The 18562-nt window shown below is 36.5% G+C and carries 15 protein-coding genes; all 15 read right to left on the reverse strand.

The window, feature by feature from the left end:
- Nucleotides 1-186: 186 nt before the first annotated feature.
- Complete coding sequence (ilvA, locus tag R2Q59_RS00775; RefSeq protein ID WP_316782743.1) at nucleotides 187-1431, reverse strand: threonine ammonia-lyase IlvA; 1245 nt, start codon at nucleotides 1429-1431, stop codon at nucleotides 187-189.
- Nucleotides 1432-1535: 104 nt separating this feature from the next.
- Nucleotides 1536-2594 carry a 3-isopropylmalate dehydrogenase gene (gene leuB / locus R2Q59_RS00780; RefSeq protein WP_316773110.1) on the reverse strand — a complete coding sequence of 353 codons (1059 nt, stop codon included), beginning with the start codon at nucleotides 2592-2594 and terminating at the stop codon, nucleotides 1536-1538.
- An 18-nt stretch (nucleotides 2595-2612) separates the two neighbouring features.
- The gene (locus R2Q59_RS00785; RefSeq protein ID WP_316773112.1) at nucleotides 2613-4130 is read right to left on the reverse strand and encodes an alpha-isopropylmalate synthase regulatory domain-containing protein; all 1518 of its coding nucleotides are present in this window, start codon (nucleotides 4128-4130) and stop codon (nucleotides 2613-2615) included.
- Between the two features lie 58 nt (nucleotides 4131-4188).
- Complete coding sequence (gene leuD / locus R2Q59_RS00790) at nucleotides 4189-4785, reverse strand: 3-isopropylmalate dehydratase small subunit (RefSeq protein WP_316782745.1); 597 nt, start codon at nucleotides 4783-4785, stop codon at nucleotides 4189-4191.
- A 110-nt stretch (nucleotides 4786-4895) separates the two neighbouring features.
- Nucleotides 4896-6293, reverse strand: coding sequence for a 3-isopropylmalate dehydratase large subunit (gene leuC / locus R2Q59_RS00795; RefSeq protein ID WP_316773116.1), 1398 nt, complete (start codon nucleotides 6291-6293; stop codon nucleotides 4896-4898).
- Nucleotides 6294-6317: 24 nt separating this feature from the next.
- Nucleotides 6318-7487 (reverse strand): 2-isopropylmalate synthase, encoded by a 1170-nt coding sequence (locus R2Q59_RS00800; protein WP_316773118.1) that lies wholly within the window; start codon nucleotides 7485-7487, stop codon nucleotides 6318-6320.
- 31 nt (nucleotides 7488-7518) lie between these two features.
- On the reverse strand, nucleotides 7519-8994 hold the full coding sequence (locus R2Q59_RS00805) for an ATP-binding cassette domain-containing protein (protein ID WP_316782749.1): 1476 nt from the start codon (nucleotides 8992-8994) through the stop codon (nucleotides 7519-7521).
- An 11-nt stretch (nucleotides 8995-9005) separates the two neighbouring features.
- The gene (locus R2Q59_RS00810) at nucleotides 9006-9767 is read right to left on the reverse strand and encodes a methyltransferase domain-containing protein (RefSeq protein ID WP_316782752.1); all 762 of its coding nucleotides are present in this window, start codon (nucleotides 9765-9767) and stop codon (nucleotides 9006-9008) included.
- A gap of 57 nt (nucleotides 9768-9824) precedes the next feature.
- On the reverse strand, nucleotides 9825-11306 hold the full coding sequence (ilvC, locus tag R2Q59_RS00815) for a ketol-acid reductoisomerase (RefSeq protein ID WP_316782754.1): 1482 nt from the start codon (nucleotides 11304-11306) through the stop codon (nucleotides 9825-9827).
- A gap of 251 nt (nucleotides 11307-11557) precedes the next feature.
- A complete protein-coding gene (gene ilvN, locus R2Q59_RS00820; protein ID WP_316773125.1) occupies nucleotides 11558-12160 on the reverse strand; it encodes an acetolactate synthase small subunit in 603 nt (200 codons plus the stop codon).
- 49 nt (nucleotides 12161-12209) lie between these two features.
- Nucleotides 12210-13958, reverse strand: a complete 1749-nt coding sequence (ilvB, locus tag R2Q59_RS00825; RefSeq protein ID WP_316782757.1) for a biosynthetic-type acetolactate synthase large subunit — start codon at nucleotides 13956-13958, stop codon at nucleotides 12210-12212.
- 22 nt (nucleotides 13959-13980) lie between these two features.
- Complete coding sequence (locus R2Q59_RS00830; protein WP_316782759.1) at nucleotides 13981-14550, reverse strand: ORF6N domain-containing protein; 570 nt, start codon at nucleotides 14548-14550, stop codon at nucleotides 13981-13983.
- A 75-nt stretch (nucleotides 14551-14625) separates the two neighbouring features.
- A complete protein-coding gene (gene ilvD, locus R2Q59_RS00835) occupies nucleotides 14626-16308 on the reverse strand; it encodes a dihydroxy-acid dehydratase (protein WP_316782762.1) in 1683 nt (560 codons plus the stop codon).
- An 83-nt stretch (nucleotides 16309-16391) separates the two neighbouring features.
- The gene (locus R2Q59_RS00840) at nucleotides 16392-17282 is read right to left on the reverse strand and encodes a branched-chain amino acid transaminase (RefSeq protein ID WP_316773133.1); all 891 of its coding nucleotides are present in this window, start codon (nucleotides 17280-17282) and stop codon (nucleotides 16392-16394) included.
- A gap of 999 nt (nucleotides 17283-18281) precedes the next feature.
- A complete protein-coding gene (gene atpC / locus R2Q59_RS00845) occupies nucleotides 18282-18527 on the reverse strand; it encodes an ATP synthase F1 subunit epsilon (RefSeq protein WP_131553212.1) in 246 nt (81 codons plus the stop codon).
- Nucleotides 18528-18562: the final 35 nt, after the last annotated feature.

Genomic DNA, 18562 nt, shown 5'->3' on the forward strand with positions numbered 1-18562 from the left:
AAATACTAAGTAATCCTGTAGGGAATAAAACTATATTGTTGATAATTTCCATGGCCACCACCCATAAAAATAGCCGTAATGATTAAAAGTATAGGGGTGAGAATACTTAGGATTACAGTCCATTTAAATTTCCGCATCATATTTTTAAAGTAATGGTCTTTGTTCCTTGCTCATTAATCCTTAGTTCTACACCAAATACTCAAATAAAGTCTGGTCTTGGTTTAACTCAATTATTTCAAATTTGAAAGCTTTCATTCTTTCAACTAAACCTGCGTAATCCTCACGGTCTTTTAATTCAATGCCAACTAGAGCTGGGCCGCTTTCTCGTTCTGTCTTTTTAATGAATTCAAAACGTGTAATATCATCGTGAGGACCTAAAACATCATTAACAAAAACTTTTAAAGCACCTGGTCGTTGTGGGAAACGAACAATGAAGTAATGTTTCAATCCTTCAAAAAGTAGCGATTTTTCCTTAATTTCCTGCATTCGCTCGATGTCATTATTACCTCCACTAACAATGCAAACTACTTTTTTGCCTTTAATTTGTGAAGCACATAAATCTAAAGAAGCCACCGCCAATGCACCTGCTGGTTCCGCAACAATCGCATCTTCATTGTAGAGTCTTAAAATGCTAGTACAAACTTTTCCCTCTGGGATTAATAAAATCTCATCTAACATTTCTTTGCAGATAGGATAGGTTAACAAGCCTACCGACTTAACGGCCGCACCATCAATAAAACGATTGATTTGGTCTAGCTTAATTGGTCTGCCAGCTTTAAAAGCGGCTTCCATAGATGGAGCACCTTCAGGTTCAACACCAATTAATAAAATATTAGGATTGGTCTCTTTTAAATAAGTTCCTGTTCCAGAAGCTAAGCCACCACCACCAATTGGCATAATTACAACTTCAGTATCTGGTAAATCTTCTAAGATTTCTACACCAACTGTCCCTTGTCCTTCAATTACGTGGTAATGATCAAACGGAGGAACGAAGGTCATCTTGTTTTCTTCGGTAAATTTTAAAGCCTCAGCCAAACAATCATCAAAAGTATCGCCAACTAAAACAATGTTTATCCAGCCATCGCCAAATAACGTAGTCTGATTAACCTTTTGTTTCGGGGTGATTTCGGGCATAAAAATAGTGCCCTTGATTTTGAGTTCTTTACAAGAATAAGCCACGCCTTGCGCATGGTTTCCTGCACTTGCACAAACCACTCCATTCTGAATGTGCTCAGCAGGAATTTGGCTCATCATATTATAAGCGCCACGTAGTTTGTAAGACCTTACCGTCTGCAGGTCTTCACGTTTCAAATAAACCTGACAATCGTATTTTTCAGAAAGTCGGGCGTTATATTGTAGCGGTGTGCGATTAACTACATTTTTAATGCGCTCTACGGCTGCTAAAAAATCAAAGTTATACTTGTTAGACATTGCTTTAAAATTAAAAAGGCTGTTCGATAAGTTTCCTGCTAAAAAGCAATTAACCTAACGAACAGCCTCTAACATTACAAAGTTACAATTCTGAACCTTGTAAATTATATATTTTTAGCTAACCAATCACCAACTTCAGAGGTTTTGTAAGCTTTATTTGTTCCAGATAAATCCTCTGTAACAATACCTTCTGCTAAAGATTTGTTTACAACAGCCCTAATCAATTCTGCTTCTTCCTTTAATCCGAAAGCATCTTCAAACATCATTGCTGCCGATAAAACTGTAGCCAATGGATTGGCGATGTCTTTTCCTGCAGCTTGTGGGTATGAACCGTGAATAGGTTCAAAAAGTGAAGTATGCACACCAATTGATGAAGATGGCATTAGGCCCATCGAACCTGAAATTACAGAAGCTTCATCAGTTAAAATATCACCAAAAAGATTTTCAGTAATCAATACATCATACGAGCTTGGCCATTGTACCAAACGCATCGCAACAGCATCAACAAATTCGTAGCTTACCGTAACTTCTGGATAGTCTTTTTCCATATCCTGAACAGTTTCTCTCCATAAGCGTGACGATTCAAGCACATTAGCTTTATCTACACAACAAAGTTTTTTGCTTCTGGTCATCGCCATTTCAAAGCCTAACTTCGCTAAACGCTGAATCTCTGCACGTGTATAGGTACAAGTATCAAAAGCGGTATTTCCGTTATCTTTTCTACCTCTTTCACCAAAGTAAATTCCACCAGTCAATTCTCTTAAAATAATTAAATCTGTTCCCTCAATTCGCTCTCTTTTTAACGGAGAGTTATCAATTAAGGATGGAAAAGTAAAAGTTGGACGAACATTAGCAAATAAGCCTAATTTCTGGCGCATTTTTAACAAACCTTGTTCAGGGCGAACGGTTGCTTTTGGGTCATTATCAAAACGAGGATGGCCAATTGCTCCAAAAAGTACAGCATCCGCTGCCATACAGATTTCGTGGGTAGCATCTGGATAAGGTTCTCCAACTTCATCTATAGCTGCTGCTCCAGTAATACCTGCAGTCCACACAATTTCGTGATTAAATTTCTTTGCAATTGCATTTGATACTTTTACGGCCTGATCTATAACTTCTGGTCCGATTCCATCTCCTGCTAAAAGCGCAATATTAAGTTTCATATATAGTTTTTTTGATTATTAAATGATGTTCAGCATTTTCTGGGTAGCCTTGATCGCTGAAACAGTTTGATCTGAGTCTAATCCTCTTGTAATAAATATTTTAGTTGGTATTTCCCATGTGATAATTGTTTCGCATAAAGCATCTGAATTACTGCCTGGTGCTATCCTTACGGCATAGTCAATTAATTTAGGTAAACTTAGCTGTTTTTTGCCATACACCTTTGTTAAGGCAATCATAAAAGCATCATATTGCCCATCACCTTGTGCATTTTCTTCAAATTGCTCACCTTCAATTGTTACTGCAATTGTTGCCGAAGGTCTTAAACCCATCGAATTTGTCAATACATAAGAGTCAACTTTTACTTTTTCTTCGTATAAACTACTATCGAGTACATCTGAAATAATATAAGGCAAATCTTCTTTGGTTACAGTTTCTTTTCTATCGCCAAGTTCAATTACTCTTTGCGTAACTTTTTTCAAATCTTCATCGTTCAGTCTTAAGCCCAGCTCTAAAAGATTCTTTTCTATGTTTGCCTTTCCCGATGTTTTGCCTAAAGCATATTGCCTTTTTCTCCCAAAACGCTCTGGAAGCAAATCGTTAAAATAAAGGTTGTTTTTATTGTCACCATCAGCATGAATGCCTGCTGTTTGGGTAAATACATTGTCGCCTACCACAGGTTTGTTAGTTGGAATTCTAACACCAGAGAATGTTTCTACCAATTTGCTTACCTTGTAAATTGATGATTCATTTACACTCACATCAACCTCTGGTGCAAAATCCTTAATTACTGCAATTACACTTGCTAAAGCTGCATTTCCAGCTCTTTCACCCATCCCATTTACGGTAAGGTGTAAACCATGTATGCCAACTTTCACTGCTTCTAGTACATTTGCTGTACCTAAATCGTAATCGTTGTGCGCATGAAAATCAAAATGAATGGTTGGATATTTTTTTAACAGGCCACTAATAAATTGAGTAGTTTCTGCAGGAGTTAAAATCCCCAGTGTATCAGGTAATAGAATACGCTCAATTTTTTGGGTAACTAAAAAATCTAGAAACTGAATAACATATTCAGGAGAATTACGCATTCCATTACTCCAATCTTCCAAATATACATTGGTTGCGATGCCGTTAGCGGCTGCTAATTCAATTACATATTTAATTTCGGTAAAGTGTTGCTCAGGCGTTTTTTTAAGTTGATAGGTGAGGTGATTTAATGAACCTTTAGTGAGTAAATTTTGAACCTTTACACCAGCATTGATCATCCAATCGATAGACACGCCATTATCAACAAAAGAAAGAACTTCAATGCGATTGATATGTCCATTTGCTTCTGCCCAATTTGTAATTGCTTTAACCGCTTGAAACTCGCCATCAGATACACGAGCAGAGGCAACTTCTACGCGATCTACAAGTAATTCCTCGATGAGTAGTTGACTAATCGTTAACTTTTCGGAAATGGAAAACGATACTCCAGATGTTTGTTCTCCATCTCGAAGTGTAGTATCCATGATTTCTATTTTTCTTTTTTCCATTGAGGGCTGGTTCCTGAAATAGGTTGTTTAGGATGGTTTAATTGGTCAATTCTCTTTCCTAAAATGGAAGTTTAGTAGCAAAGTCTTCAATTTCTGTTTTGATGCTTTGCAAATAATCGATGTCATCAAATCCGTTTAACATGTTATGTTTTTTGTACGGACTAATATCAAATGATTCTTTTTCATCAGTTCCTAAAATAGAGATAGTTTGTGCATCTAAATCCACTTCTAGTTCTGTGTTAGGATTTGCTAAAACTGCAGTAAAGATTTTGTCAGCAAATTCAGCACTCACTTGTACTGGTAAAACACCAATGTTTAAACAGTTATTTTTGAAGATATCTGCAAAAAAACTAGATACTACACACCTAAAACCATAATCGTATACTGCCCAAGCAGCATGTTCTCTAGATGAACCAGAACCAAAGTTTTTACCTCCAACTAAAATTTTCCCACTGTAAATAGGATTATTTAATACGAAGTCTTTTTTAGGTGTATTATCTGGATTGTATCTCCAGTCGCGGAATAAGTTATCGCCAAAGCCAACTCTTTCTGTTGCTTTTAAAAAGCGAGCCGGAATTAACTGATCGGTATCTATGTTTTCTATCGGAAGAGGTACTGCTGTACTTCTTAAGACGTTAAATTTATCGTAAGCCATTTTTATGATTTAATAGTTCATTGTTCAATAGTTCATTAGTTCAATGGTTGAGAATATTAGTCACTGGCAATCTGCATCCAGACTTTCAACTCACAACTCCTAACTCATAACTACATTATAAGTGTTCTTGGATCGGTAACAACTCCAGTTACAGCAGCTGCTGCGGCAACAAGCGGACTAGCCAATAATGTTCTAGATCCAGGGCCTTGTCTGCCTTCAAAATTTCTGTTTGAAGTACTTACCGCATATTTTCCTGCTGGGATTTTGTCATCATTCATGGCTAAACATGCAGAACAACCTGGTTGGCGTAAAGTAAAGCCCGCCTCAGTAAAAATATCCAATAAGCCTTCTTCTTTAATTTGACTTTCTACGATATGTGATCCTGGAACTAACCATACGGTTACATCATCAGCTTTATGCTTTCCTTTCACAATAGATGCAAATGCCCTAAAATCTTCAATACGGCCATTTGTACAACTTCCAACAAACACATAGTCAACCTTTTTGCCGATCATTGATTCTCCTTCAGAAAAACCCATATATCCCAAAGATTTGGCATAAGTAGCTACACCGCCTTCTACATTTTCTGCATCAGGAATATCTTGTGAAATGCCAATTCCCATACCAGGATTGGTTCCGTAAGTAATCATCGGTTCAATTGAAGAACCATCGAAGGTTAATTCTTTATCGAATACTGCACCTTCATCTGTTTTTAAGGTTTTATAATAAGCCAATGCTTTTTCCCATGCTTCACCTTTTGGAGAAAACTCACGTCCTTTAACATAGTTGAAAGTTGTTTCATCTGGAGCAATCATACCACCACGAGCACCCATTTCGATACTTAGGTTACAAACGGTCATTCTTCCTTCCATCGTCATGTTTTCAAAAACATCACCAGCATATTCTACAAAATATCCAGTAGCACCAGAAGTAGTTAGTTTAGAGATAATGAACAAGGCTACATCCTTAGGTGTAACGCCAAGGCCTAATTTCCCATTCACATTGATGCGCATCTTCTTTGCTTTTTGCTGCATAATGCATTGAGTGGCCAAAACCATTTCAACTTCAGAAGTCCCAATACCAAAGGCAATAGCACCAAAAGCACCATGGGTTGAGGTGTGCGAATCGCCGCAAACGATGGTTGAACCTGGTTGCGTAATGCCATATTCTGGACCTACAACGTGTACAATGCCATTTTTTTGGTGTCCTAATCCCCAATGACTAATGCCATACTCGTTTGAATTTGATTCAAGTGCTGCTAACTGATTTGCAGAAAGCGGATCAGCAACAGGTAAATGTTGATTAATTGTTGGTGTATTATGATCTGCTGTAGCAAATGTACGTTCTGGATATAATACTTTTATCCCTCTGCTTTTTAAGCCTAGAAACGCAACTGGACTGGTTACTTCGTGAATAAGATGACGATCAATAAAAAGTACATCTGGTCCTCCTTCAATTTGACGCACCACATGTGCATCCCACACTTTATCAAATAATGTCTTGCTCATTTTATATAGTTTATTTTATTTAGCTTAACGTTCTACACTCAATAATTCTCTCATCATTAAGGTGAGATCTTCATCATTAATATCTAATTTACGATCGGCAATGGTTAAAAATTGATGATAAGCAGTGGCTAAATCATCTTTGCTTAAATTATGGCCTAACCTTTCCAAATGGAATTTTAAGGCATGTCTACCACTTCTAGCCGTAAGTACAATGGTTGCATCAGGAAAACCAACATCTTCTGGGCGAATGATTTCATAGTTTTCACGATTTTTCAAAAATCCATCTTGGTGAATACCTGAGCTATGTGCAAAAGCATTACTTCCTACAATCGCTTTGTTTGGCTGTACAGGCATCCGCATTTGAGAACTTACCATACGGCTTATTTCGTAAAAGTTTTTGGTATTGATGTTGGTGTGCAATCCAAGGTTTTGGTGCGTTTTTAAAATCATTACTACCTCTTCAATAGAAGTATTACCAGCACGTTCGCCTATTCCATTAATTGTACCTTCAATTTGGCGAGCGCCATTTTGTAAACCAGCAACCGAATTAGCAGTAGCCAAACCAAGGTCGTTATGACAATGCACAGAGATAATGGCTTGATCAATGTTTTGAACGTTATCTTTCAAAAATTTGATTTTTTGTCCGTATTGATCTGGTAAACAATAACCATTGGTATCAGGTATATTCACTACAGTAGCACCTGCAGCAATTACTGCTTCAACCATTTGCGCTAAGAAGTTGATGTCTGCTCTACCCGCATCTTCAGCATAAAACTCAATATCTTCTACAAATTGTTTAGCATATTTTACAGCATCAACTGCTCTCGCTAAAATTTCTTCGCGAGTGCTATTAAATTTATGTTTAATGTGCATATCCGAAGAACCAATTCCAGTATGGATTCTTGGCCTTTTTGCATATTGTAGTGCTGCTACCGCCGAATCTATATCACCCTTGTTCGCACGAGTTAAGGCACAGATGATGGGTTGAGAAACTGCTTTAGACAGTTCCACTACGCTTTGAAAATCACCTGGACTCGATATCGGAAAACCTGCCTCGATAATATCCACACCCAGTGCTTCAAGCTCCTTGGCAATTTCAATTTTCTCAGGTGTTGTTAATTGACAACCAGGTACTTGTTCTCCATCACGCAAGGTGGTGTCAAATACGTAAACTTTGTTCGGATCGTGTAACATAATTTTTTAATGTTAATAATTATCTGAGCGGTTAAATTTCGCTAACCGCTTCTAAAATATTTTCTATCACTTGTACTTCGCCATTTTCCAATACAATTCTTTTTTCTATACAAGCTGGAAGTTGAGATTCGAAATGGCCTACATAAATTAATGTAGTTCCATTTTTACATAACTCATCTATCAGTTTATTAAAGTGAAAGGTTTGTTGTTGGTCTAAGCCTTGGCAAGGCTCATCCAGAATTAATAATTCAGGATTTTTTATAATGGTTCTCCCCAATAAAGCGAGGCGTTGTTTTCCTAAAGGAAGTTTGCTTACTAAGGTGCTTTTATAATCATCCAAACCGAAAAAATGAATCAATTCGTCGGCTTGTAGTTTTTTGGTATAACCAGGGTCGCAGAATAAACCAGAGCTATCGTAAAACCCAGAAACGATGGTTTCCCAAACGGTTGCTTTAGGGTCGAAATACCAATGTAATTCTGGAGAAATTAATCCAATGCGTTCCTTGATTTCCCAAATGCTTTCACCACTGCCACGTAAGTTGCCAAATAAATATAAGTTATTGGCAAATGCCTGAGGATGATCCGCACAGATTAAACTCAATAGGGTAGACTTGCCAGAGCCATTTGGTCCTTGTAGAGCCCATTTTTCTCCAGCCTTAACTTCCCAATTGATGTTCTTTAATACTTTTTTATCGCCATAGCTCACATTTACATCAATCATTTTAATGAGATGTGATTTTGAGGCAGACCATTGTTTTTCCTCAAAAAATGAGGGTAAAGGTTTTAGAGCTTCATCAGATGTATTAACCAAATACTGCATTTCTGCAGTTTCAACCAATTTTCCGTCTTCTATTTTTGCAAAACGATTAATGCTTGCTGGCATTTCCGATTCATTAGAAATCAAAATTAATTGAGTTCCATCCTCAACTAAATCATCTAATAATGCATTCAAATTTGCTCGAGAAGCTACATCAAGCCCATTATAAGGAAGGTCTAAAATTAGCAATTGTGGTTTTAACCAAATGGCTTTAATTAATTGTAGCTTTTTATGTTCTCCGCTTGATAATTCAATTAAAGTAGCTGCTAACAAGTTTTCAAAGCCTAAAGCAGCCATTATTGGATTTAATGCAGCAGAGTTAAGTTGATGTTGTTGTCCAAAGTGTCTTAATTCGCTACCCACCGAATTGGTTGTAGAAGCAACTTGTTTATTATAACGTTGTTGATAATAGAAATTAGACTGTCCTTCTAAATCTTTAAATTGATACCAATTAGCTACATAATGAACCACAGCAGCTAACTGACTTTCTGGATTGAAGTTTATCTCAACAGTGCCGTAATGTGGAATTAAATTAGCAATGGCTTTAACTAATGAGGTTTTTCCGTTGCCGCTTTCACCCGAAAGTAACCAGTTTTCACCAATATTAATTGTCCAGCACAAATCCGTAAAAACAGACTTATCCTGATATTTTAAATTAAAATTGGTGATATGGACGACGGGTTTTTTCATCAATTTGGTTCCTAATTTTTATAAGCTTTAACTCTCAAACGTTTATAATCTGCTACCCACTGACCGTTTTTATAATGTGTTGGTTTTAATATCTGTACAGCTAAGTCCTTGATAGCTTCTGCTTCATCAGCAGTTAAATTTTTAAAAGCGTGTGGCGCAAATTGATTAATCCAATCATACATTCCATTTTCGCCATATAAATTTGTTGGCCTATCAAATAACCAAACTTGCTCAACTTCAAAGCCGTGTTTTTCTAAAAGAGTAGCGTACTGGGAAATTGAGGGGAAAAACCAAAAATTGTTGTTTAATTTTTCACTCAATCCTAAATTTTTTGCAGCATTTGCAATGGCATCAGTTATGCTTTTTACATTTCCCTTGCCGCCAAATTCTGCAACTAATCTACCATTAGGTCTTAAACTGTTATAAATCCCTTTTGTTAATGCATCTTGGTCTTCAATCCAATGGAAAGTAGCATTGCTAAAAACGGCGTCAAAAATTTCGTTGTATGGTAATTTGGTAGCATCCATTACTTCGAAACCAATTTCACTATAATTTGCTTTCGCTACAGCAATCATATCTGGAGAAGCATCAATGGCAAAAACCTCAGCACCACTTGCTTCAATTTGCGCAGCTAATTGTCCAGTCCCACATCCTAAATCCAAAATATCTTCGCCTGGTTTAGGAGCAAGCCATTGCAAGGCATCTGCACCATAATCAGATACAAAGTGATGCTGTTTCTCGTATAAATTACTATCCCAAACTATTTCTGGCATATTTATATTTTTGTAAACCTTATAGGCGCTTTTAAAGCCTATAAGGTTTGTGTTTTATTAGGCAGTTTTTATCGCTTTCATTGCAGTCATTGCTTTACGCAAAGTAGCACCAATTTGTTCTACTTGATGAGAACGAATAGCTTCGTTAACTTCAATTAGTGCTCTGTTATCAACAGCGCCATCTTTGCCTTCATTAAAGTTTTTACCCACTAAATCAGTATCCACTTTTTTCATGAAGTCAGCTAATAAAGGTTTACAAGCTTGGTCAAATAAATAACAACCGTATTCAGCCGTATCAGAAATAACGCGGTTCATTTCGAACAATTTTTTACGAGCAATGGTATTGGCGATTAATGGTGTTTCATGTAATGATTCGTAATAAGCAGACTCAGGTTTAATACCAGCATCAACCATAGTTTCAAATGCTAATTCAACACCCGCTCTTACAAAAGCAACCATTAAAGTGTAATTGTCAAAATATTCTTGTTCGCCGATTTTAACATCACCAGCAGGTGTTTTTTCAAAGGCAGTTTCACCAGTTTCAGCTCTCCAAGCTAATAGGTTTTTATCGCCATTAGCCCAATCTTCCATCATGATGCGACTAAATTCGCCGCTCATGATATCATCTTGGTGTTTTTGGAACAACGGACGCATGATATCTTTAAGCTCTTCAGAAATTTCGAATGCCTTAATTTTTGCAACATTACTTAACCTGTCCATCATAGCAGTAATTCCACCTTGTTTTAAAGCTTCTGTAATAACTTCTACACCATACTGAACCAATTTAGAAGCATAACCAGCATCAATTCCTTTTTCTACCATTTTATCAAAAGATAAGATAGAACCAGTTTGCAATAAACCACAAAGAATGGTTTGCTCACCCATTAAATCAGATTTTACTTCGGCAACAAAAGAAGATTTTAAAACACCTGCTTTATGACCACCAGTACCAACACAATAAGCTTTTGCTTGTGCTAATCCTTTTCCTTGTGGGTCATTCTCTGGGTGAACAGCAATTAGCGTTGGTACACCAAAACCTCTTACATATTCAGCTCTAACTTCACTACCTGGGCACTTTGGTGCAACCATAATTACCGTTAAATCTTTACGGATTTGTGTTCCTTCTTCAACAATATTAAAACCGTGAGAATAAGACAAAGTAGCACCTTCTTTCATTAAAGGCATAATTGCACCAACTACAGCAGTATGTTGTTTATCAGGCGTTAAGTTAATCACCACATCAGCTGTAGGAATTAATTCTTCGTAAGTGCCTACTTTGAAGTTGTTCTCGGTAGCATTTTTCCACGAATCTCTTTTACCTTCAATTGCTTCCTTACGTAAGGTGTAAGAAACATCTAAACCACTATCTCTTAAGTTTAAACCCTGATTTAGGCCTTGTGCGCCACAACCTACAATTACCATTTTTTTGCCTTTTAATGCATTTACGCCGTCCAAAAATTCAGAACTGTCCATAAAGTCGCATACGCCCAATTGGTTTAATTTTTCTCTTAGAGGTAGTGTGTTAAAATAATTTGCCATTGTTTTTTATTGTTTATTTTTTGGTTGATTTCTAGTTTTAATATTGTTTGTCATCCTGACGTGTGCCGATTTTACATCGGTAGCCTGTAGAGGGACTCGTCTTTCGTTCTTTTAGCTTTAGTCTTTCTGCTTTAGTCTTTGGTCTTTAGTCTTTTCAGCTAACAGCGGTCTGTGTTTCAAACTTTGCATTTCGCTTTAGCCTTTCAGTCTTTCACTTTGGTCTTTCTGCTTTAGTCTTTCAGCTCAAGAATTTACATCGTAAAAACCTTCTGTCCCTTATCTAAATACTCATTTTCAATCACATCCTGACCAGGTTCTTCACGTTCAAATTCTCTCAGTTTAGCATTAAAGCCTTCGCTATCTTTAATAATCGCAACTCTGGCGCTACGCACAAATTCGATTAAGCCGTGAGGTTGCAAAACTTCAATTAACTTATCAGTTTCTTCTCTGTGTCCAGTGGTCTCAAATACTGTATAATCTTTTCTAATTACTACTACACGAGCACCGTGTTCACGAAGTAAACGCTCTACCAATACTTTCTCTGCGATCTCTTCGGTAGGCACTTTGTAAAGAGCCATCTCTTGCCAAATGATATCCTCATTAGTATTGTAGTATACTTTTAAAACTTCAATTTGCTTTTCAATCTGGCGACCTAGTTTTCTAACTACGTCTTCAGCTTCGTGTATCACAATATTAAAACGATGGATATGCTCAATCTCAGAAGGAGAAACATTTAAGCTCTCTATATTTATTTTCCTACGCGAAAAAATAATCGCAATCCTGTTTAATAAGCCAATTTGATTTTCGGTATAAACGGTTATTGTAAATTCTTGTTTATTGTTTTCTGTGCTCATAGTAACAACTTTTATTTTTATAAACTCCCCCTTTAGGGGGTCGGGGGGGTTATTTTAATCTAATTTCACTTACACTACATCCTTGTGGTACCATCGGGAAAACATTGTTTTCTTTTGTTACCATTACTTCTAATAAGTAAGAACCTTTATGGTTAAGCATTTCTTCTAACGAGCTTACTAAGCTCTCACGCTCTGAAACTCTTTTACCAGCGATGTAATAAGAATCCGCCAGTTTTACAAAATCAGGACTAGTGATATCTACAAAAGAGTAGCGTTTCTCATTAAATAATTCTTGCCACTGGCGAACCATTCCTAGGAAACGGTTATTTAAAATCAGGATTTTAACATCAGCACCAAATTGCATAATAGTACCTAATTCTTGTAAGGTCATTTGGAAACCACCATCGCCAATAACAGCTACAACTGTTTTATCTGGAGCGCCATATTTTGCACCAATGGCAGCTGGTAAACCAAAGCCCATGGTGCCTAAACCACCACTGGTAACATTACTACGTGTATTGTTAAACTTGGCATAACGGCAAGCCACCATTTGGTGCTGACCAACATCAGTCACAATTATCGCTTCACCTTTGGTTAAGATGTTTAACTGGTTAATTACTTCACCCATGGTTAATTCATCGCCAGTTGGGTTAAGTTCAGCTTCAATAACAGCCTCAACTTCAGCTTTAGTATATTCTCTAAATTTAGCTAACCAATCTGTATGTTTTTTCTCATCAACTAACTCAGTTAAAAGAGGTAAAGTGTCTTTACAATCTCCCCAAACTGGTACGGTTGATTTTACGTTTTTATCAATTTCTGCTGGGTCGATATCCAAATGAACCAACTTTGCTTGTTTGGCGTATTTATCTAAACGACCAGTTACACGGTCATCAAAACGCATTCCGATAGCAATTAATACATCACACTCGTTTGTTAATACATTTGGTCCGTAGTTACCATGCATACCCAACATACCCACATTTAATTCATGGTCGGTAGCAATTGCACCTGCACCCAAAATCGTCCAAGCTGCCGGAATACCACTTTTTTCTACAAATGCTTTAAATTCTTGTTCGGCCTTGCCTAATAAAATACCTTGACCAAATAAGATAAATGGTTTTTTGGCAGAATTAATTAATTTGGCAGCTTCTACAATATATTCATTACGAATGATTGGTTTTGGTCTATAGCTACGAATATGGTCACAAGGAACATAACCTTCGTAGTTAAACAATTGCATTTGGGCGTTTTTGGTAATGTCTATTAACACAGGGCCTGGTCTGCCAGTACGTGCTATATAAAATGCTTTAGCTAAAACACTAGGGATTTCTTTTGCATCAGTAACTTGATAATTCCATTTGGTAACAGGAGTGGTAATGTTAATTACATCAGTTTCTTGAAAAGCATCAGTTCCTAAAAGGTGTGCGAAAACTTGTCCGGTAATACAAACTAGGGGAGTGCTATCTATTTGGGCATCTGCTAAACCTGTTACTAAATTGGTTGCACCTGGGCCGCTGGTTGCGAACACCACACCAACTTTACCCGAACTACGAGCATAACCTTGACCAGCATGAATACCACCTTGCTCATGACGTACTAAAATATGGTTAAGCTTTTCTTTATAATCGTAAAGTGCATCATAAATTGGCATAATTGCACCACCTGGATATCCAAAAATGACATCAGTTCCTTCTGCAATTAATCCTTCTAATAAGGCTACAGAGCCTGTAACTTCTACAAACGTTTTAGTGTCTGGTTTTGCCTCTGGTTTTTGTATTGTTTCTTGTGCAGTATCCATAATTATATCTTTACTCGTTGTACTATTCTTTTATTTTAAACCCAATTCTCTCTCTGTCTTTCCACTTCAATTGAGCAATTTTTTCATCTAGCATATTGTCCATTGCATCATAAAGCTCATTTAGTTGAACATCATGTTCTCCAAGACGCTCTTTAATTTCTAGTAACTGTTCATTAATATTGCTTTGCTTAAGCAAAATTTTTCGAACGACTACAAAAGCTCTCATAATGGCAATGTTCATATTAATTGCCTTTTCACTTTTCAAAACCCCACTTAACATAGCTATACCTTGTTCAGTAAAAGCGTATGGCAGTTTTCTGGTGCCTCCATAACTTGATGTCACAATTTGTGATATCAAGTTTGACTCGTTTGTCGTCACAATTTGTGATGACAAGTTTTGGTTATTGTTTTCAAACTCTTCTTTAGTTAATTGAAACATAAAATCTTCTGGAAAACGTTGTATGTTACGCTTTACTGCTTGATTTAATACTCTTGTTTCAACTTCATAAAGTGATGCTAAATCAAAATCTAACATTACTCTTTCACCCCGAATTACGTAAATTCTACTTTCAATGCTTTTAATAATCTGCATATAGTTTTCGTTTAAATATTAATTTATTGTCGGGATGACTTCAATTTAATATTCCCCCTTTAAAGGGCCTAGGAGCTAGTATTCATCAGTTACACAACCACTGGCTGCGTCTGAAACCGTTTTAGCATATTTATATAAAACTCCTTTTGTAACTTTCAATGCAGGTTGAACATATTTTTTTCTTCGCTCTGCAATAACTTCTTCGCTAACTTGTAAGCTGATGATGTTATTTACGGCGTCGATTAAAACTCTATCCTCATCTTCAACCAAACCAATTAGGCCTCCTTTATAAGATTCTGGGGTAATGTGACCAACCACAAAGCCGTGTGTTCCTCCAGAAAAACGGCCGTCAGTAATTAAGGCAACGGATTTCCCTAAACCTGCACCAATAATTGCTGAGGTTGGCTTTAACATTTCAGGCATGCCTGGAGCACCAACAGGACCAGAATTCTTAATAACGATAACATCACCAGGCTGAACGCGACCACTAGAAATACCTGCAATTAAATCATGCTCACCATCAAATACACGTGCTGGACCTTCAAATTTCTCTCCTTCTTTACCAGAGATTTTAGCAACTGAACCTTTTTCAGCTAAGTTCCCGTATAAAATTTGTAAGTGACCAGTCGCTTTAATTGGATTATCAAGTTTCTGAATAATTTTTTGGTCGTAATCCATGATCGATTTAACGTCAGCTAAATTTTCAGCTACAGTTTTTCCAGTTACAGTTAAACAATCACCATGTAATAAACCTTCGTTTAATAAATATTTCAATACTGCAGGAATACCACCATATTGATGTAAATCTTGCATCAAATATTTTCCACTTGGTTTAAAATCAGCAAGTACAGGCGTTACATCGCTCATTTTTTGGAAGTCATCTTGTGTAATTTCTACACCGATAGCTTTACCCATGGCAATAAAATGTAATACTGCATTTGTACTTCCACCCAATATGATAATAGAACGAATCGCATTCTCAAATGCTTTTCTTGTCATGATATCACTTGGTTTGATATCCTTTTCTAATAATATTTTAATGTACTTTCCAGCATCTAAACACTCTTGTTTTTTCTCATCGCTGATTGCAGGATTCGAAGAAGAATAAGGCAAACTCATACCCAAAGCTTCAATTGCAGATGCCATTGTATTAGCTGTATACATACCACCACAAGCACCAGCACCTGGACAAGTATGTTTAATAATTCCTTGATAATCTTCTTCAGAGAGATTACCACATATTTTTTGACCTAAAGCTTCAAAAGCAGAAACGATATTTAATTCTTCGCCTTTATAATGACCAGGAGCAATTGTGCCACCATATACCATAATTGATGGACGATCTAAACGAGACATGGCCATAATAGCACCCGGCATATTTTTATCGCAACCAGGAATGGTGATGATACCATCATAATATTGACCACCGCAAATAGTTTCAATGCTGTCTGCAATTACATCTCGGCTTACTAATGAATAACGCATACCATCAGTACCATTGCTCATTCCATCACTTACACCAATGGTATTAAAAACCAAACCCACTAAATCATTTTTCCAGACACCTTTTTTAACATCTGCCGCTAAATCGTTAAGGTGCATGTTACAAGTGTTGCCGTCATAACCCATGCTTCCAATACCAACTTGGGCTTTCGCCATATCAGCATCGGTTAATCCGATTCCGTATAACATCGCTTGAGCTGCAGGTTGGGTTGGGTCTTGTGTAAATGTTTTACTGTATTTGTTGATTTCGTTCATTTGGTTGTTGTAAGGTTGTAATGTTTAAAAGTTGTAATGTTGCTAAGCAACCTGTCTCATATCTCACTTCTCAATACTCACATCTATATTATTACTTCATAATTTACTTTCTCGAGCACTAGGTTTTTATAAGCTCTTTGGATGGTGCATCCGATGCTATCATTCCATCTTTGTCTGAAAACTACATCATCTATGGTATGTACACCTACAATTTCTGCTGCTGTACCACAAAAGAAAACACTATCTGCCGCTTTTAATTCGTCTACACTAATTGCTTTTTCAATCACCTCTATATCTAATACTTTGCAAAGTTCTATTACGGTTGCACGAGTAATTCCTGCTAAGATGTGGCCTAAGGCTGGTGTATATAACTTTCCGTCTTTTTCAAAGAAGATGTTTGCACCTGGCGCTTCAGCAACATTTTCGTTCATGTCTAAAAGTAAAGCTTCATCAAAGCCTTTACCTTTTGCTTCCGTAGTAGCCAAAATAGAATTCACATAATGTCCACTTGCCTTTGCTTCAACATAAGTTGATTTAGGATTAGGTCTTTGATAGCTAGAAATGCAAACCTTTAATTTTTTATCCCCAAAATAAGAAGCCCAGTCCCAAGCACAAATCATTATTGATGATTCTGTTGGTGCAACTAGCGACATGCTTGGTGGACAATAAACTAGCGGACGGATATAAGCATCTTTAAAATTGTTAACCTCTAACAATCTATAAGTTTGTTTAATTAACTCATTTTTATCCCAAGGAAAAGGAATATGCATTAACTCACATGAGCGTTGCAGCCTGTCATAATGTTCTTTGATTTTAAAAACCCTAGTTGCATTATGCGTTTTGTAAGCTCTAATGCCTTCAAATGCTGCGTAACCATAATGTAACGATTGTCCGTATAAATCTGTTTTAGCATCTTGTGCCTTAACAAACTTACCGTCCAAGTAAATCACCGTTTTGGAGTTGTAATATTCCATTTTTCCTTATTTAAAAAAAGCGTCCCTTTTGATTGGGACGCTTTAGGTATATTGTGAGTATTAAATAATCATGCTATAACGTCCCTGGCTGCTTACTTAGTAGCAGAATAATAATAATAAGAATGACATATAAAGTAGACTCGTAGTCTGCTCTATTTGTGATACTTAAAGTTAAAATTCTTGGGTTGTACATTGTCATTGTTTTATAAAAACCAATTTAGTTTTTAGTTCATAAACTAGCAAGGCTTATTGTAAAATAAATTAAAAAAAATTTAATTCCGAATTTTTCTATAAATCAGAACATAGTACTGATATTATATGAATAAGCAGGCAAGACATTGGTAAGGTGTAGACTAAATATGAAATCGGTATTCGGTCTGTTTATTATGCTTGCATTATAAATTGACTATTTTCGGCGTAAAATAGAGAAGAGGTTAAAAAAACTGCTCAATTTTTTCTCTTTTTGAAGCGCAAATTTCTGCAAAGATTATTGTTAGTCCTGCTTTCTGCTTTTAGTCTTTCGCTTTGTGTTCGTTACTGTCAGGGCTAGTTTGGTAAAGACTGTGCAAGGAAACCCCTCATAGTTGCAAAGACCTGCGTAAACTAAACCTGATTAAGCCGGCAGCCCCGAATTTTTATGAGGGCTAAAGGCGAAAGCAGGACCAACTTTCAAATGAAATGCTGGATTTGCTTTTCAAAATAATAAACATTAAGAAATTAAAAAACATTAAGGCTTCATTACCTTAATTCCTTAATGTTGGAAGAATATTGGTTATTCTTTTCAATTGAAAACTCTTTACCATATAAGGTATTTTAAGAAATATAAGAGAATGATGTTTGTCTGGGTCTAATCTTAAATGAACTTATATTTCTTATATGGTTTAATAATATTGTAAGTGAGATTGCCATGTCGCTGCTCTCCTAGCAATGACGAGGAAGTTAAGTAACAAAAAAGCCTTCCCGATATTTCGAGAAGGCTTTGAGATGTTTTATAAAAGCTTAAGCTACTACTGCTTCTGCTAATACGATTATTTTATTATCCAGAACTTCAACAACGCCACCTTTAATGTTAAAGATTTCTTCGCCTGTGCTTCCTTTAATAATTACCGGACCATCTTCTAAAGTAGAGATAATAGGAGCGTGGTCTTTCAAAATCTGAAAAGAACCTAAAGTTCCTGGAACGGTAACCGCAGTTACATCGCCTTCGAAAACTTTTTTATCTGGAGTTAATATTTCTAAAGTCATAATTTTAGTATAGCGTATTGAGTATTGCGTATAGA

Source organism: Pedobacter frigiditerrae (genome assembly GCF_032678705.1).
Lineage (GTDB): Bacteria > Bacteroidota > Bacteroidia > Sphingobacteriales > Sphingobacteriaceae > Pedobacter > Pedobacter frigiditerrae_A.

Coding starts and splice junctions, on each gene's coding strand:
- ilvC (WP_316782754.1), bottom strand. CDS start 11,306: ATGGCAAATTATTTTAACACACTACCTCTAAGAGAAAAATTAAACCAA.
- R2Q59_RS00800 (WP_316773118.1), bottom strand. CDS start 7,487: ATGTTACACGATCCGAACAAAGTTTACGTATTTGACACCACCTTGCGT.
- ilvA (WP_316782743.1), bottom strand. CDS start 1,431: ATGTCTAACAAGTATAACTTTGATTTTTTAGCAGCCGTAGAGCGCATT.
- leuD (WP_316782745.1), bottom strand. CDS start 4,785: ATGGCTTACGATAAATTTAACGTCTTAAGAAGTACAGCAGTACCTCTT.
- leuC (WP_316773116.1), bottom strand. CDS start 6,293: ATGAGCAAGACATTATTTGATAAAGTGTGGGATGCACATGTGGTGCGT.
- ilvN (WP_316773125.1), bottom strand. CDS start 12,160: ATGAGCACAGAAAACAATAAACAAGAATTTACAATAACCGTTTATACC.
- atpC (WP_131553212.1), bottom strand. CDS start 18,527: ATGACTTTAGAAATATTAACTCCAGATAAAAAAGTTTTCGAAGGCGAT.
- R2Q59_RS00785 (WP_316773112.1), bottom strand. CDS start 4,130: ATGGAAAAAAGAAAAATAGAAATCATGGATACTACACTTCGAGATGGA.
- ilvD (WP_316782762.1), bottom strand. CDS start 16,308: ATGAACGAAATCAACAAATACAGTAAAACATTTACACAAGACCCAACC.
- R2Q59_RS00810 (WP_316782752.1), bottom strand. CDS start 9,767: ATGCCAGAAATAGTTTGGGATAGTAATTTATACGAGAAACAGCATCAC.
- R2Q59_RS00840 (WP_316773133.1), bottom strand. CDS start 17,282: ATGGAATATTACAACTCCAAAACGGTGATTTACTTGGACGGTAAGTTT.
- ilvB (WP_316782757.1), bottom strand. CDS start 13,958: ATGGATACTGCACAAGAAACAATACAAAAACCAGAGGCAAAACCAGAC.
- R2Q59_RS00830 (WP_316782759.1), bottom strand. CDS start 14,550: ATGCAGATTATTAAAAGCATTGAAAGTAGAATTTACGTAATTCGGGGT.
- R2Q59_RS00805 (WP_316782749.1), bottom strand. CDS start 8,994: ATGAAAAAACCCGTCGTCCATATCACCAATTTTAATTTAAAATATCAG.
- leuB (WP_316773110.1), bottom strand. CDS start 2,594: ATGAAACTTAATATTGCGCTTTTAGCAGGAGATGGAATCGGACCAGAA.